This window comes from Desulfovibrio sp. 3_1_syn3 (assembly GCF_000145315.2).
In the GTDB taxonomy this organism is placed as follows: domain Bacteria; phylum Desulfobacterota; class Desulfovibrionia; order Desulfovibrionales; family Desulfovibrionaceae; genus Desulfovibrio; species Desulfovibrio fairfieldensis.
In genome coordinates, this window is sequence record NZ_ADDR02000001.1 from 1,999,732 (window position 1) to 2,018,851 (window position 19,120).

3 protein-coding genes are annotated in these 19,120 nt (G+C 61.6%); all 3 read left to right on the forward strand.

Annotated features, from left to right (window positions below):
- Positions 1-316: 316 nt before the first annotated feature.
- The 3 genes from HMPREF0326_RS08470 (at position 317) to HMPREF0326_RS08485 (ending at position 19,019) form a co-directional block, all read left to right on the forward strand.
- On the forward strand, positions 317-2,542 hold the full coding sequence (locus HMPREF0326_RS08470; RefSeq protein ID WP_020990437.1) for a type I secretion system permease/ATPase: 2,226 nt from the start codon (positions 317-319) through the stop codon (positions 2,540-2,542).
- Positions 2,539-3,897, forward strand: coding sequence for an HlyD family type I secretion periplasmic adaptor subunit (locus HMPREF0326_RS08475; protein WP_008684593.1), 1,359 nt, complete (start codon positions 2,539-2,541; stop codon positions 3,895-3,897). The genes HMPREF0326_RS08470 and HMPREF0326_RS08475 overlap by 4 nt, the downstream gene beginning before the upstream one ends.
- A 155-nt stretch (positions 3,898-4,052) precedes the next feature.
- Complete coding sequence (locus HMPREF0326_RS08485) at positions 4,053-19,019, forward strand: VCBS domain-containing protein (RefSeq protein WP_020990438.1); 14,967 nt, start codon at positions 4,053-4,055, stop codon at positions 19,017-19,019.
- Positions 19,020-19,120: the final 101 nt, after the last annotated feature.

Genomic DNA, 19,120 nt, shown 5'->3' on the forward strand with positions numbered 1-19,120 from the left:
AGGCTTGGGGAAATCCGAACAGAGGCTTTTGGAAGGCGTGCCGAGGGATTTTTGAAGTGTGAAGTCCAGACGCTGTAACTACCATATTACAGCAGCAACGTATATCGGCTTATGCCTATTCTCTTCATGGTGTCAATCTGGAAACTGATTTTTTTACTAAGATTAAATCCTGCCCGACGGCGGTAGATATCTTCAAAAAGCTGCGCAAAAGGGAAAGAACTTTTTGCCGTTCCCGTCAGGGATGCTTGCGTATCGGTCCCATAGAGTATAGAATTTCCTAATGGGGTAGAGGGCAGGGTGTTTCTATTGAGCGCGCATGAGCCAGACGACAAGTCTCTTGGCTGGGGCTGATCAGGACATCCTGCCAGGAACTATTCCTGAAAGCGCGGACCATGTTCCGCCGTTCGCCCGTTCTTTGGGCACATTGCTGCGCCTTTTGGGCCGTCCCGTCTCCATGCCCCTGCTGTTGAGCGGCATTCTGGGCGGTCCCAGCGTCAACTCGCCGGAAGCCTGCCTGCGCGCGGCCCGGCGCTGGGGACTGGACGGCCGCATTGTTCACCGCAAATCCCTGAATGATATTTCCTCTCTGGTGCTGCCCTGCATTCTGCTGCTGGCCGGCGGCCGCAGTTGCGTGCTTCTGAGCCGCGACGCGGAGACGGCGGAAGTGGTGCTGCCCGAAGAGGGCGAACATGCCAAGCGTGTGCCCCTGGCCGACCTTGAGGCGGAATATACGGGCTACACGGCCTTCGGCAGTCTCGCCGGGCGGCTGGACGCCCGCGCCAATCTGCGCCTGCCCGTGACCAGGCGCTGGTTCTGGGACGTCATCGCCCACTACCTGCCCCTGTATAAGCACGTCATCATCGCCACCGTGATCATCAACCTGCTGGGCGTGGCCAGCTCCCTGTTCGCCATGAACGTCTATGACCGGGTGGTGCCCAACCAGGCAGTGGAAACGCTCTGGGTTCTGGCCACGGGCGTGCTTTTCGCCTACCTGGTGGACTTCATCCTGCGCAATGTGCGCGGCTATTTCGTGGATATGGCGGGACGCAACACGGACGTGGTGCTTTCCAGCAAGCTGATGAGCAAGGTGCTCAGCCTGCGCATGGAGGCCAAACCCGATTCCACGGGCGGGCTCGTCAACAATCTGAGCGGGTTCGAGGCCCTGCGTGAGTTTTTCAGCTCCGGCAGCCTGGTGGCCCTCGCGGACATGCCGTTTCTGGTCATTTTTCTCTGGCTTATCGCCTTTATCGGAGGGCCGCTTGTCATCGTGCCTCTGGCGGCCGTGCCCCTGATGATCGGCCTCGGGCTGCTGCTGCAACTGGCGGCCCGGCGTTCGGCGGCTCAGAATTACCTTTTGAATATGCAGAAGCACGCGCTTCTGGTGGAGGTCGTCCACGGCCTGGAAACCGTCAAGATCACCGGTGCGGAAAGCCGCCTGCTGTATCTCTGGGAACAGCTTTCGGACATGTCAGCCGAAACCACGCGCCAGTCCCGCCGCTATGCCACGCTGACGCTGAGCGTGTCCGGCGGCATCAGCCAGCTGGTTTCCGTGGGGGTCATCGTCTGGGGCGTGTATCTGATCATGGCCGGTTCCCTGACCATGGGCGGGCTCATTGCCTGTAATATCCTCGCGGGCAGGGCCATGGCTCCGCTCATGCAGCTGGCGGGCATGATCTCGCGCCTGCAGCAGTCGCGCCTGTCCCTGAGCGCCTTGAATACCATCATGGAACTGCCCACTGAGGACGACGGGAACGAGGAGCATGTGGACTTCGGCCTGTTGCAGCCGGCCTTTTCCTTTGAAAACGCGGAATTCAGCTATCCCAACGCCAAGAAAAAGGCGCTTGAGGATATTTCCTTCAGCATCCGGCCCCATGAGAAGGTGGGCATTGTCGGCAGAATGGGGTCGGGCAAGTCCACCCTGGGTCGCCTCATGGTCGGGCTCTATGCGCTCCAGGCCGGGACGGTGCGTTACGGCGGCGTGGACATCCGCCAGATGGACCCGGCCAACCTGCGGGGGCGCATCGGTTTTCTCCCCCAGGATGTGACGCTCTTTTACGGCAATATCCGCGACAATATCGCCCTCGACGATCCCGGCATTGAGGATCAGATGGTGCTGCGGGCCGCGTATCTGGCCGGAGCTTCGGATTTCATCCGCGCTCTGCCCGGCGGCCTGGGCGCCCAGGTCGGGGAGCGGGGCATGTCTCTTTCCGGCGGGCAGCGCCAGTCCGTGGCCCTGGCCAGGGCCCTGCTGCATGATCCGGAAGTGCTGATCCTCGACGAGCCCACCAGCAATATGGACAAGGGCACGGAACGGCTGATCCGGGACCGCCTGGCGAAAATCACAGCCAACAAGACCCTGGTGCTCATCACCCACCGGCCCGGCCTGTTGGACCTGGTGGACAGGCTGATCGTCGTTGAAGACGGAAAAATTATTGCCGACGGGCCCCGCGAGGCTGTTTTGCGGGCCCTGAACGGGCCGCCGCCCGTCCCGAAGCCGGAAAGCGGGCAGCCGCTTTCCCCGGCCGCCGGAGGCCAGGCATGAAAAAGCTCCTGCACTCTTTCCGAAGCCGAGCGGGCCTGGGCGGCAAACAGGAAGACCTGCCCTATATGAACCGGGTGGACGCGGCCCTGCAGCGCCGGGGCGGGATCGGAGCGGTTTTTCTTTCACTGGGCACGGTTGGCTTGGTTGCCCTTCTGGTTGCCTGGGCGGCCTGGGCGGAACTGGACGAGGTGACGCACGGCCAGGGGCAGGTGGTGGCCGCGCAGCGCACCCAGGTCATCCAGAACCTGGAAGGCGGCATCCTGCGCGAGATCCTGGTCAGGGAAGGCGATGTGGTGGAGAAAAACCAGCTCCTGGCCCGTCTGGACAATCTGGGCGCGGCCAGCCAGTACCGCGAAGCCATGAACAAGGCCCTTGAAAATCAGGTGGCCCTGGTCCGCCTGGAAGCTGAAAAAAACGGAACAGAACCCGTGTTCAGCGCGGAACTGAGGGAGAAAGCGCCGCAGATCGTGAGCGACCAGGAAGAAATGTTCCAGACCCGCCGCGACAAGTTCATTTCGGAAGCGCAATTGCTGGAGTCACAGTACAAGCAACGCCTGGAAGACGTGGATGAGCAGCAGGGCCGTAAGGTGCAATTGGAGAAAACCCTGGCTCTGGCCGAAGAACGCCGCGACATCGCCAAGCCTCTGGTGGACCGTAAGCTCTTTTCCAAGGTGGATTATCTGGATCTGGAGCAGAGGGTGGTGACCTTGGGCGGGGATATCGAAGCTCTTTCCTCCACCATGTCCAAAGCGAAAGAAGCGGCCGAGGAGGCCCGGCGCAAGCTCGCCCTGCGCAAGGCCGAGATGGAGGCGCAGATTTCCGAGGAAATCAACAAACGCCGCACGGAGCTGACCTCCCTGCAGGAAGTGCTTTCCGCCGGAGGCGACCGGGTAACGCGCACGGAGCTGCGCTCGCCGGTACGCGGCACGGTCAAGCGGGTGGTCGTCAATACTCTGGGCGGCGTGGTGCGCCCCGGCGACCCGGTTATGGAAGTGGTGCCTCTGGACGACACGTTGTTGGTGGAGGCGCGTATCCGCCCGGCGGATATTGCCTTTATCCATGCCGATCAGAAAGCCATGGTCAAAATTTCGGCCTATGATTTTTCCATTTACGGCGGCCTTGAAGCGCGTGTGGAGCAGATCAGCGCCGACACCATCGAAGACAGGAAAGGCGAGTACTACTATCTCGTCAAATTGCGCACGCAAAAGAACGCCATCAACTACCGCAACGAGCAGTTGCCGATTATTCCCGGCATGGTGGCGAGCGTGGATATTATCTCGGGCAAGAAATCCATTCTTGATTATTTGCTGAAACCTATTCTCAAGGCACGTCAGAATGCCCTGAGAGAACGTTAATAATTTTACCATAAGGCGCTGTCATGCCTACAACACATATATTGCATCTGCCGGCGGCAGGACAAGAAACGGTTCTCGCAGGGTTTTCACCACAATCGCGGATGGTGCTGGATTTTCCAGCGCGCGGGGTTTTTGTGGGAAGGGAAAACAATGACATGGTTTTCTCGCGTATTGATGGAACCCGGCTCGTGCTCAAGGACTATCATGCGCCTCAGAACGTGCCCGAGGATGTGCCGCAAAATGCTCCGGCAGACGGCGCGCCGCGGGACGAGGGTCCGCCCGCCATTGTGGTGGACGGCCGGGAAATGACCCATCAGGCCTTTTTCGACGCGCTGGGCGAGGACGACATGCCGCAGGCAGGCGTGGTCCAGGCCAGAAACAGCGCGTATCACGAATATTCCGAGAGCGAGCTGAGCAAGGGAATTTCCGAGCTCAGCGCTCTTGACGATCATGAGACTGAATCCGATACGAATAAGCCCTTAGGCAGCAGAGAGGGCAGGCAGGACGATTTTGCGGCGGAGCGGGGCGGAGTGCTTGGCGGTACGGATACCGCAGGCAGCGGTTCAAACAGGAGCGGCAGCGGCAGCCCCGGCGGAAGCCAAGGCGGCAATGGAGGAAGCGGCGGCTCAGGCCACGGCGGCTCGGGCGGGAACGGCTCAGGCGGCACCGGCGGAACCGGCGGGAACGGATCGGGAGGAACCGGCGGAACCGGCAACAGCAATCCCAGTGTGGCTTCAGCTACGGTAACTATTGCCGAAGATACGATCAGCGTCAGCGGCGCATTGCCCTCGCCCACGGATCCGAATGCCGGAGATATTTTATCGTTCATCGCCAAGGCCAATGCGGCGGGCCTGTATGGCACGCTCAGCGTGGACGCCAACGGCAACTATACCTATATTTTGAATAATGCCTTGTCTGCGGTGCAGGGTCTGGGCGTGGGCGAGAGTCTGACCGACACCTTCACCTTTACGGTGACCGACAATCACGGCGGCACGGCCAACAATACTTTGACCGTGACCATCACCGGCACCAACGATGCGCCGGTGCTTGCAGCCACCACCGTGAACGTCTCCGAAGACAGCAGCATTACCAGCGGCATCTTGCCCACTCCCACAGACGTTGATGTGCATGATGTGGTGAGTTTCGTGCCGCAGACAAATACAGCGGGCCTGTACGGCACGCTCAGCGTGGACGCCAACGGCAACTATACTTATGTTCTGAACAATACGCTGCCCGCTGTGCAGGGCTTAGGCGCGGGCGAAAACCTGACAGACACCTTTACGGTAACGGTGACTGATAACCACGGCGGCACGTCTTCCGCGGTTGTGACCGTGAACATTAACGGCAGCAATGACGCGCCCATCGTGTCTGCGGTCGCGACTTCCATTTTTGAAGATACGGCCAGCGTCAGCGGTACGCTGCCCGCGCCGGTTGACCCGGATCTGCACGATGTCGCGAGTTACCTTCCGCAGACAAACACGGTCGGGCTCTATGGCACGCTCACCCTGGACGCCTCGGGCAACTATACTTATACCCTGAACAACAGCCTGTCCACTGTGCAGGGCCTGGGCGTGGGCGAGAGTCTGACTGACACGTTCACATTCACAGCCTCCGACGGGCACGGCGGCACATCCTCAAGCACCCTGACCGTGACCATCAACGGCAGTAACGACGCGCCTGTGCTGGCCGCCACAGTCGTGGGCGTTGGCAAAGACGATGTCATCACCAACGGCACATTGCCCACGCCCACGGACGTGGATGTGCATGATACGGTCAGCTTCACGCCCTTGACCAATGCGCCGGGCAGTTACGGCACGTTCAGTGTGGACGCCAACGGCAACTATACCTATGTCCTGAATACCTCGCTGCCCGCAGTGCAGGGCTTAGGACCCGCGGACAGCCTGACCGACACATTCACAGTCACGGTGACCGACAATCACGGCGCCTCATCTTCCACGGTAATCACCGTGAGCGTCAACGGCGGCGGCAATGATGCGCCCACCGTGGCCGCCGCTCTGGCTTCCATTGGCGAGGATACGCCCAGCGTCACAGGGGTGCTGCCCACGCCTGGGGACCCGGACCCGCATGACGTTGTGACGTTCGTTCCGCAAGCGGGCACCGCCGGGCTCTACGGCACATTCAGCGTGGATGCCTCGGGCAACTATACCTATACCTTGAATAACAGCCTGCCCGCGGTGCAGGGCCTGGGCGCGGGCGAAAGCCTGACCGAGACCTTCACCTTCACGGTATCCGACGGGCGCGGCGGCACGGCCTCCAACACCCTGACCGTGACTATCGACGGCAGTAACGACGCGCCTGTGGTCACCGCAGCCACGGCTTCTATTGTTGAGGATACGGCCGGCATCAGCGGCACGTTGCCCCCGGCGGTTGATCCGGATCTGCATGATGTTGCGACGTTCATTCCCCAGACAAACACGGCGGGCCTGTACGGCACGCTCACACTGGATGCTTCGGGCAACTATACCTATACCCTGAACAACAGCCTGCCCGCAGTACAGGGCTTGGGCGTGGGCGAAAGCCTGACCGAGACCTTCACCTTCACAGCCACCGACGGGCATGGCGGCACGTCCTCCAATACCCTGACCGTGACCATCAACGGCAGCAATGACGCGCCGGTGCTGGCCGCCACTACCGTGAACGTCGCCGAAGACAGCGCCGTCACCACCGGCACGTTGCCCATGCCCACGGATGTGGATGTGCATGATACGGTCAGTTTCGCGCCGTTGACCAATGCCCCGGGCAATTACGGCACCTTCAGCGTGGACGCCAACGGCAATTATACATATGTGCTGAATACTTCTCTGCCCACAGTACAGGGCCTGGGCGCGGGCGAAAGCCTGACTGACAGTTTTACTGTTACGGTCTCGGACAATCACGGTGGTTCGTCTTCCACGGTGATCACCGTGAGCATCAACGGCAGTAACGACGCGCCCACTGTTTCTGCGGCCGCGACTGCCATTGACGAGGATACGGCCAGCGTCAGCGGTACGTTGCCTGTCCCGGTCGATCCGGATCTGCACGATGTGGTCAGTTTCGTTCCACAGACCAATGCGCCGGGCAATTACGGCACGCTCAGCGTGGATGCTTCGGGCAACTATACCTATACCTTGAACAACAGCCTGCCCGCAGTGCAGGCCTTGGGCGTGGGCGAGAGCCTGACCGACACCTTCACCTTTACAGTGACGGACAATCACGGCGCAACAGCCACCAATACCCTGACCGTGACCATCAACGGCAGCAATGACGCGCCGGTGCTGGCCGCCACAACTGTGAACGTCGCCGAAGGCAGCGCCATAACCACCGGCACATTACCGATGCCCACGGATGTGGACGTGCACGATGTGGTCAGCTTCACCCCTTTGACCAATGCCCCGGGCAATTACGGCACCTTCAGCGTGGATGCCAACGGCAACTACAGCTATGTGCTGAATACCTCACTGCCTGCGGTGCAGGGCCTGGGCGTGGGCGAAAGCCTCACCGACACCTTCACTGTGACGGTCTCGGACAATCATGGAGGCTCGTCTTCCACGGTGATTACCGTGAGCGTCAACGGCAGCAACGACGTGCCCACTGTGTCGGCAGCCACAACGGCCATTGCCGAGGATACGGCCAGTATCAGCGGCACACTGCCCACGCCCGTGGATGCGGATATTCATGATACTGTGACCTTCACGCCCCAGACCAATGCGCCGGGCAGCTACGGCACGCTCAGCGTGGACGCCGACGGCAACTATACCTATACCCTGAACAACAGCCTGCCTGCGGTGCAGGCCTTGGGCGTGGGCGAGAGTCTGACTGAGACTTTCACCTTTTCGGTGACCGACAATCACGGCGCCACAGCCTCCAATACCCTGACCGTGACCATCAACGGCACCAACGATGCGCCCACAGTGTCAGCAGCCGCGACCGTCATTGCCGAGGATACGGCCAGCGTCAGCGGCACGCTGCCCACACCCACGGACGTGGACGTGCACGATGTGGTCAGTTTCGTTCCGCAGACCAATGCGCCGGGCAGTTACGGCACGCTCAGCGTGGATGCGAACGGCAACTATACCTATACCTTGAACAACAGCCTGCCCGCGGTGCAGGGTCTGGGCGTGGGCGAGAGCCTGACCGACACCTTCACTTTCACGGTGACCGACAATCACGGGGGCACGGGCAGCAATACCCTGACCGTGACTATCAACGGCACCAATGATCTGCCGGTGCTGGCCGCCACAACCGTGAACGTCGCCGAAGGCAACACCATTACCAACGGCACGTTGCCCATGCCCACGGATGCGGATGTGCATGATGTGGTCAGTTTCACGCCCTTGAGCAATGCGCCGGGCAGCTACGGCACGTTCAGCGTGGACGCCGACGGCAACTACAGCTATGTGCTGAATACCTCCTTGCCCGCGGTGCAGGGCCTGGGCGCGGGCGAAAGCCTGACCGACACGTTCACGGTGACGGTCTCGGACAATCACGGCGGCTCATCTTCCACGGTGATCACCGTGAGCGTCAACGGGAGCAATGACGCGCCCACGGTGGCAGCTGCCACGGCTTCCATCGCAGAAGACACGCCTATGGTCAGCGGCACGCTGCCCACGCCCGTGGATGCTGATATCCATGATGTTGTGACCTTCAGCCCACAGACTAATACCGCCGGTCTCTACGGCACGCTCAGCGTGGACGCCAACGGCAACTATATCTATGTCCTGAATAATACGCTGCCCGTGGTGCAGGGCCTGGGCGTGGGTGAGAGCCTGACAGAGACCTTCACCTTTTCGGTGACCGACAATCACGGGGCCACAGCCTCCAATACCCTGACAGTGACCGTCAACGGCACCAACGATCTGCCGGTACTGACCGCCACAACCGTAAATATTGCCGAAGGAACGGCTATTACCAGCGGCACGCTGCCCCAACCCACGGATGTGGATGTGCATGATGTGGTCAGCTTCACGCCCCAGACCAATGCAGCCGGCGCCTACGGCACGTTCAGCGTGGACGCCGACGGCAACTACAGTTATGTGCTGAATACCTCCTTGCCCGCGGTGCAGGGCCTGGGCGCGGGCGAAAGCCTGACCGACACGTTCACGGTGACGGTCTCGGACAATCACGGCGGCACGGCCTCCGCTTCCGTGACCATGCATATCAACGGCAGCAACGACGTGCCCACCGTGGCTGCGGCCACAGCGGCCATTGCCGAGGATACGGCCAGCGTCAGCGGCACCCTGCCTGCCCCGGTTGACCCGGATCTGCATGATGTGGTCAGTTTCGTGCCCCAGGCCGGCGCAGTGGGCCAGTATGGTACGCTTGTGCTGGATGCTTCGGGCAACTATATCTATACCCTGAACAACAGCCTGCCCTCAGTGCAGGGCCTGGGCGTGGGCGAGAGCCTGACCGACACCTTCACTTTCACGGTGACCGACAATCACGGGGGCACGGGCAGCAATACCCTGACCGTGACTATCAACGGCACCAACGACGCGCCGGTGTTGGCCGCCACAACCGTGAACGTCGCTGAAGACAGCACCATCTCCAGTGGTTCGTTGCCTCAGCCCACGGATGTGGATGTGCATGATGTGGTCAGTTTTACGCCCTTGAGCAATGCGCCGGGCAGCTACGGCACATTCAGCGTGGATGCTGACGGTAAGTATACCTATGTCCTGAACAATACACTGCCCGCGGTACAGGGGTTGGGCGCGGGCGAAAGCCTGACCGACACGTTCACAGTGACGGTCTCGGATAACCACGGCGGCTCATCCTCCACGGTAATCACCGTGAGCATCAACGGCAGCAACGACGCGCCCACGGTGGCCGCTGCCACAGCGGCCATTGCCGAGGACACGCCTACGGTCAGCGGCACGCTGCCCGCCCCGGTTGATCCGGATCTGCATGATGTGGTGAGTTTTGTTCCGCAGACAAATACGGCGGGCCTCTACGGCACGCTCAGCGTGGACGCCGCCGGCAACTACACCTACACGCTGAATAATGCGCTTCCCGCGGTACAGGGCCTGGGCGTGGGCGAAAGCCTGACAGAGACCTTCACCATCATGGTGACTGACAATCACGGCGCTACGGCCACCAATACTCTGACTGTGACCGTCAACGGCACGAATGACGCACCCACGGTAGCTGCGGCTACGGCTGCCATTGCCGAGGATACGGCCAGCGTCAGCGGCACGCTGCCCGCGCCGGTGGATGCGGATATTCATGATATTGCGACCTTCACCCCGCAGACCAACGCGCCGGGCAGCTACGGCACACTCACGCTGGACGCGAACGGCAACTATACCTATACCCTGAACAACAGCCTGCCCGCGGTGCAGGGCCTGGGCGTAGGGGAGAGCCTGACCGACACCTTTACAGTCACAGCGTCCGACGGGCATGGCGGCACTGCCTCCAACACACTGACCGTGACCATCAACGGTACCAATGATCTGCCGGTGCTGGCCGCCACAACCGTGAATATCGCCGAAGTCACCGCCGTTACCAACGGCACACTGCCAATGCCCACGGATGCGGATATTCATGATACTGTGACCTTCACGCCCCAGACCAATGCGCCGGGCAGCTACGGTACGTTCAGCGTGGACGCCGACGGCAATTACAGCTATGCGCTGAATACCTCATTGCCCGCGGTACAGGGGTTGGGCGCGGGCGAAAGCCTGACCGACACATTCGTTGTCACAGTCTCGGACAACCACGGCGGCACGTCTTCCGCTGTTGTGACCATGAGCATCAACGGCAGTAACGACGCGCCCACCGTGGCCGCTGCCACGGCCGCCATTGCCGAGGATACGGCCAGCGTCAGCGGCACGCTGCCCGCGCCGGTGGATGCGGATATTCATGATACTGTGACCTTCACCCCGCAGACCAATGCCGCCGGTCTCTACGGCACACTCACACTGGATGCCTCGGGCAATTATGTCTATACCCTGAACAACAGCCTGCCCGCAGTGCAGGGCCTGGGCGTAGGGGAGAGTCTGACCGAGACCTTCACCTTCACGGTGACCGACAATCACGGCGGCACGGGCAGCAATACTCTGACTGTAACCATCAACGGCACCAACGATGCGCCCACCGTGGCGGCCGCCACAGCGGCCATTGCCGAGGATACGGCCGCCATCAGCGGCACGCTGCCCGCGCCCGTGGACCCGGATCTGCACGATGTGGTGAGCTTTGCTCCGCAAGCGAACACGGCCGGGCTCTACGGTACATTCAGCGTGAATGCCGACGGCAACTATACTTATACGCTGAATAATGCGCTGCCCGCGGTACAGGGTCTTGGGGTGGGAGAAAAGCTCACCGATACGTTCACCTACACAGTTTCAGACGGGCACGGCGGCACGGCCTCCAATACCCTGACTGTGACCGTTAACGGCACCAACGACGCGCCTACCGTGTCGGCAGCCACAGCGACCATTGCCGAGGATACGGCAAGCGTCAGCGGCACGCTGCCCACGCCCGTGGATGCGGATATTCATGATACAGTGACCTTCAGCCCACAGACCAACACTCCCGGTCTCTACGGTACGCTCAGCGTGGATGCGAGCGGCAATTATACCTACACCCTGAACAATGGCTTGCCTGCGGTGCAAGGTCTGGGAGTGGGCGAAAGCCTGACCGAAACCTTCACCTATGCGATAAGCGACGGGCGCGGCGGCACAGGCAGCAATACTCTGACCGTGACCATCAACGGCACCAACGACATACCCGTGCTGGCCGCCACAACCGTGAACATCGCCGAAGGCACCGCCGTTACCAACGGCACGCTGCCAATGCCCACGGATGCGGATGTGCATGATGTGGTCAGCTTCACGCCCCTGAGCAATGCGGCGGGCACCTATGGCACGTTCAGCGTGGATGCCGACGGCAACTACACCTATACGCTGAATACCTCTCTGCCCGCAGTACAGGGCCTGGGGGTAGGCGAAAGCCTGACCGACACGTTCACGGTGACGGTCTCGGACAACCACGGCGGCTCATCTTCCACGGTTATCACCATGAGCATCAACGGCAGCAACGATGCGCCCACCGTGGCCGCGGCAACGGCTTCCATCGCCGAAGACACGCCTGTGGTCAGCGGCTCGCTGCCCACACCCGCGGATCCGGATCTGCACGATGTGGTGAGTTTCGTTCCGCAGACAAACGTGGCCGGACGCTACGGCACATTTACAGTGGATGCTTCCGGCAACTATACCTACACCCTGAACAACAACCTGCCCGCAGTGCAGGGGCTGGGCGTGGGTGAAAGCCTGACCGACCCCCTGACCTTCACGGTGACTGATAATCACGGCGCTACAGCTTCAAATACCCTGACCGTGACCATTAACGGCACCAATGACGCGCCTACGGTGTCCGCTGCCGTCAATTCCATCTTCGAGGATACGGCCACCGTCAGCGGCACTCTGCCTGCTCCGGCGGACCCGGATCTGCATGATGTGGTGAGCTTCGTGCCGCAAACCAATACAGCGGGCCTTTACGGCACGCTCAGCGTGAATGCCTCGGGCAATTATACCTATACCCTGAACAATGCACTGCCTGCGGTACAAGGCTTGGGCGTGGGCGACAAGCTCACCGATACCTTCACCTTTACTGTCTCGGACGGTCACGGCGGCACGGCCTCCAATATCCTGACCCTGACCATCAACGGCACCAATGACGCGCCTTCAGTGGGGGCCTCCACAGCCTCGATTGCCAAGACGGATGTTCCCTACTCGGGTCATCTCGTCACGCCCACTGACCCGGATCTCAGCGACATTGTGACCTTTATTCCCAAAACCAATGAGCTCGGCAGTTACGGCAGGTTGACCCTCAATGCCGACGGTTCCTACGTCTATACCCTGAACACCGGCCTGCTTGCCGTGATCAATCTGCTGCTCAACCAGCATCTTACCGAAAAATTCACCTATACCGTGACGGACGGACATGGGGGCACGGCCTCCAATACCCTGACCATCACGATCTCCGGGGGCGGCGGCAGCCTCAGCGTGGAAGCGGCCGTGAATGTGATCGCCGAGGACAGCATCAATGTTTCCGGCCTGTTGCCCTCGCCGACAAACACCGGCCTGCTCGATGTCATAAGCTATTTGCCCCAGACGGCCACAGTGGGGCTCTACGGCACGCTCACGGTGAATGCCTCGGGCGGCTATGTCTATACCCTGAACAACGCCCTGCCCGTGGTGCAGGGCCTGGGCGTCGGGGAACATCTCACCGACACCTTCACCTTTACGGTTTCCAACGGGCTTGGCGGCACGGTCTCCAATACCCTGACCCTGACGATCAACGGCACCAACGACATACCCACGGTCGGCGCGGCCACTGCCGTGATCGCCGAGGATGCCGTCTCTGTCAGCGGCGCGCTGCCCGTGCCCACGGATGTGGACCTGCACGATGTGCTGACTTTTCTCCCGCAGACGGGCACAGTGGGCCTCTACGGCAAGCTCACAGTGGACGCCAACGGCAACTATACCTATATCCTGAACAATGCTCTGCCCGCTGTGCAAGCTTTGGGCGTCGGGGAACATCTCACCGATACCTTCACCTTCACGGTTTCGGACGGGCACGGGGGCACGGTTTCCAATACCCTGACTCTGACCATTGACGGTACTAACGACATTCCCACAGTCGGCGCGGCCGCAGCCGTGATCGCCGAGGATGCGGTCTCTGTCAGCGGCACATTGCCCACACCGGTGGACGTGGATGTGCACGATGTGCTGACCTTCCTCCCGCTGACAAACAAGGCGGGCTTGTACGGCACACTCACTCTGGACGCCAACGGCAATTACACCTACGTTCTGAACAATGCTCTGCCCGCGGTGCAGGGGTTGGGCGTGGGTGAAAAACTCACCGATACCTTTACCTTCACGGTTTCGGACGGGCACGGGGGCACGGTTTCCAATACCCTGACCCTGACCATCAACGGCACCAACGACATTCCCACGGTCGGCGCTGCCACGGCCGTGATCGCCGAGGATGCGGTCAGTGTCAGCGGTACGCTGCCCGTGCCTGTGGATGCAGACGTGCACGACGTACTGACCTTCCTGCCGCAGACAGGCACAACAGGTTTGTACGGCACGCTTATGGTGGATGCCTCGGGCAATTACACCTATGTTCTGAACAATGCGCTGCCCGCGGTGCAGGGCCTGGGCGTGGGTGAAAAGCTCACCGACACGTTCAGCTTCACGGTTTCCGACGGCCACGGGGGTACGGCTACCAATACGCTGACCCTGACCATCAACGGCACCAACGATCTGCCCAGCGTGGGCGCGGCCGCAACCGTAATCGCCGAAGGCACGGCCAGTGTCAGCGGCACGTTGCCCACGCCCGTGGATGTGGACGTGCACGACGTGCTGACTTTTCTCCCGCAGACGGACAAGGCAGGCTTGTACGGCACACTCACTCTGGACGCCAACGGCAACTACACCTACGTTCTGAACAATACTCTGCCCGCAGTGCAGGGCCTGGGCGTGGGTGAAAAGCTCACCGACACGTTCAGCTTCACGGTTTCCGACGGCCACGGGGGTACGGCTACCAATACGCTGACCCTGACCATCAACGGCACCAACAACATTCCCACGGTCGGCGCGGCCACGGCCGTGATCGCCGAGGATACGGCCAGCGTCAGCGGCACGCTGCCCGTACCCACGGATGTGGACGTGCACGATGTTCTGGCCTTCCTGCCGCAGACGGCCACAGCGGGCTTGTACGGCACGCTTACGGTGGACGCCTCGGGCAACTATACCTACATCCTGAATAACGCTCTGCCCGCGGTGCAGGGCCTGGGCGTGGGTGAAAAGCTCGCCGACACGTTCAGCTTCACGGTCTCGGACGGACACGGGGGCACGGCCACCAACAGTCTGACCCTGACCATCAACGGCACCAATGACGCACCCGTGCTGGTCCTGACAATCTTGGGCATTGCCAAAGACATCGCCGTTACCAGCGGCACGCTGCCTCTGCCCACGGATGTGGATGTGCACGACGTGGTCAGTTTCACGCCGCAGACCAATGCGCCGGGCAGTTACGGCACGTTTACTCTGAGTGCCGACGGCCACTATACCTATACCTTGAACACCTCTCTGCCCGCAGTGCTGGGCCTGGGATCAGGTGAAAGCCTGACCGACGCCTTTACGGTCACCGTGTCCGACGGGCACGGCGGCACGGCTTCCGCTGTTGTGACCATGAGCATCAACGGCAGCAACCAGGCGCCGACGGTGGCCGCTGCCACGGCCGTGATTCTTGAGGATGCGGTCAGCGTCAGCGGCGATTTGCCTGCGCCTACGGACCCGAATATCCATGATGTTCTGACGTTCATTGCCCAGAACAATGTGCTGGGCAGCTACGGCACGCTCACTCTGGACGCTGCCGGGCATTACACCTACACCCTGAATAACGCCTTGCCCGTGGTACAGGGCCTGGGCGTGGGCGAAAAGCTCACCGATACCTTCACGTTCAAGGTCTCGGACGGGCACGGGGGCACGGCCACCAACACCCTGACCCTGACCATCAACGGCACCAACGATCTGCCCAGTGTGGGCGCGGCCACGGCTTCCATTGTCGAGGATGCGGCTGGCGTCAGCGGCGTGTTGCCCGTGCCGGGGGACCCGGACCTGCATGATGTGGTGAGTTTCATTCCGCAAACTGCCGCGTTGGGGCTCTACGGCACGCTGAGCATAGACGCCGGCGGTAATTACACCTATACCCTGAACAACGCGCTGCCTGTGGTACAGGGCCTGGGCGTGGGCGAGAAACTCACCGATACCTTCACCTTCACGGTGTCCGACAATCACGGAGGCACAGCCTCCAATACTCTGACCGTGACCATCAACGGCAGCAATGACGTACCCACGGTGGGCGCGGCCGCGGCCTCCATTATCGAGGATGCGGCCAGCGTCAGCGGCGTGTTGCCCGTGCCGGTGGACCCGGACCTGCATGATGTGGTGAGTTTCATTCCGCAGACCGCCGCGTTGGGGCTCTACGGTACGCTTACCTTGGATGCCTCGGGTAATTACACCTACGCCCTGAACAACGCGCTGCCCGCAGTGCAGGGCCTGGGCGTGGGCGAAAAGCTTACCGATACCTTCACGTTCAAAGTCTCGGACGGGCACGGCGGCACGGCCTCCAACACCCTGACCGTGACCATCAACGGCGCTAACGACGCGCCCGTGCTGACCGCAGCCGCAGCCTCCATCTTTGAGGATACGGCCAGTGTCAGCGGCAAACTGCCCGCGCCGGTGGATCCGGACCTGCATGATGTGGTGAGTTTCGTGCCGCAAACCGCCGCAGTAGGGCTTTACGGCACGCTGAACATAGATGCCGGCGGCAATTATACCTACACCCTGAACAATGCCCTGCCCGTGGTGCAGGGTCTGGGTGTGGGCGAAAAGTTCACCGATACCTTCACCTTCACGGCGTCGGACAATCACGGGGGCACGGCTTCCAGCACTCTGACCCTGACCATCAACGGCACCAACGACATCCCCACGGTGGGCGCTGCCACGACAGCCATCTTTGAGGATACGGCCGGCGTCAGCGGCAAGCTGCCCACTCCGGTGGACGCGGATATCCATGATACCCTGGCGTTCATTGCCCAGACTAACGCGGCGGGCCTGTACGGCACGCTTACTTTGGACGCCTCGGGCAATTACACCTACAATCTGAACAACGCCTTGCCAGCGGTGCAAGGTCTGGGCGTCGGCGAAAAGCTCACTGACACCTTCACCTTCAGGGTGTCCGACGGGCATGGCGGCATGGCCTCCAACACCCTGACCGTGACCATCAACGGCACCAACGATATACCCACCGTGGCCGCGGCCACGGCATCCATCTTTGAGGATACGGCCACTGTCACCGGCAAGCTGCCCACGCCGGTGGACGCGGATATCCATGACACCCTGACATTCACCACGCAGACCAATACGGCGGGCCTGTACGGTACGCTTACCCTAAGCGCCGCAGGCAACTACACATACAAACTGAATAACGGGCTGCCCGCGGTGCAGGGCCTGGGCGTGGGCGAAAAGCTTACGGATTCCTTTACCTTTGTGGTTTCCGACGGCCACGGGGGCACCACAGCCAACATCCTGACCCTGACCATCAACGGCACCAACGACGCGCCTTCAGTGGGCGCTTCCACGGGCATCATGGTCAAGACCGACGCCACCCTCAGCGGGCGGCTCGTCACGCCCACGGACCCTGACAACGACCTGGATCATATCGTCAGCGACACCCTGACGTTCACTCCCAAAGGCAATGAGCTCGGCAGCTACGGCAGATTGACCCTCAACGCCGACGGCACGTATGTGTACACTCTGAACACCGGCCTGCTGGCCGTGGTCGGCCTGCTTCTCAACCAGAAGCTGACCGACACCTTCACCTATACAGTGACGGACGGGCACGGGGGCACGGCGTCCAATACCCTGACCATAACCATCAAGGGCGGCCTCGGCAGCCTGCTTTCCCTGAATGCCGTTACCGACGGGCTGGTGGATACGGTGTCCAATGTGGTCGGGGCGGTGACGGCTCCCCTCAATGCCGTGGGCAACGTGGTCTACTCCCTGGTGGACAACGCGGGCCTGGGCCTGGGTGTGGGGCTGTACGGCAGCCTGACGCTTCAGGCCAACGGCACGTATAACTATCAGTTGAATACCGGCCTGTCCGCGGTCGTGGCACTGGGCGTGGGTGAGAAGCTCACGGAATCCTTCACCTTTACGGCAACGGATTCCCTGGGCAAGACCGCCACAAGCACCATCTCCATTGCCATCAACGGAACCAACGACGCGCCGCAGGTGCTGCCGGTGGTGCTTTCCATTGCGGAGCACGGCAGCAGCATCGTCTCGGGTCTGTTGAACATCACGGACCCCGACAGCCACGATACGCCGCACTGCGAGCCCGGCAGCACAACCGGCAGCTACGGCGCCCTGATCGTCAACGCCAACGGTTCCTATTCCTATGTGCTTGACCAGCATTCCTCGGCCGTGCTGGGGCTCGGCGTGGGCGAAACCCTCACCGAGTCCTTCCCGGTCACTGTCGTGGACGGGCACGGCGGCTCGGCAAGCACGGTGATCAAGATCACCATCAACGGGCAGAACGACACGCCCACGGTTGCCGCGGCAAACGCCGACCTTTCGGTGACGGCGGTTCTGAGCGGCTCCTCGGGCCACGGGCTTGAGGGGATATTGCCCACCCCGCATGACCCGGACATCCATGATCTGCCGACCTATGTGCCCCAGCACGAAACCCACGGCCTGTACGGCGACCTCACGCTCCAGGCTGACGGCTCCTATGTTTACACCCTGCACGACAATCAGACCGAGGTGAAGAATCTTGGTCTGGGCCTCTCGCTTCAAGATGTCTTTACCTACACTGTGGACGACGGGCACGGCGGCACGGCCACCAACACCCTGACGCTCACGATCCACGGCTCGGATGCCGCTCCGGCGGTCATGGCCCTGGCTTCCCTGGGCGTGGACAGCGCGCACGGGGACAGCGCCCCGGCAACCGCGCTTTCCGCCACTGTCGCGCTGGATACGGAAGTGCTGGACCATGATGTGGCGGATAACCTGCTGGACGGCGGAAGCACGCATAACTCCCTTTCCGGCACGGACATGGCGGCTGTCGCGGGAGATAGCGCGGCAACAAGCTCAGGCACGCAGGAAGGGAGCAGCGCGCCGGCTCATGAAGCCGCAGCGTCCCCTGCGGCACAGCCCGCCGCCGCGCAGGACGGCGACGAGGCGGAGGGCTTCTTCCATGATCAATCCTCCGCGTACAGAGAGCCCATCCTCAGCGAGGATGCCGAAGACAGCCTGTTCTCGTCCGGCGCGTCGACGACGTCTCAATCACTGAACGCCAACAGCTCCGCCGTGCATGAAAGCGGGCAGACCGGAACGGAGACGCCCGCAGCCGCCGTGGCCCACGAGAGCGCCGCGGCACATACCGCAACTGCGGCAGCCGCTCCGGATACGCACAGCCAGACGCAGCAGGAAAGTCCCGGCACAGCGCAGTCGGCACCTGCCGCGCCTGCCGAGACAGCGGTTGCCGATGCCTCGGCCAGCGCCTCTCATGCCGATCAGCTTGCCGCTTTGCAGCATCTGGTCCAGAACGGCCAGTAAAGGCGGAAAAGCCGGGCGGCTCCGGTTGAAATCAGATGCTGATATCCTTGGCGGATACAGCCGGAGCCGCCTGACTTATACGCATGTGAACTTGAAAGCGC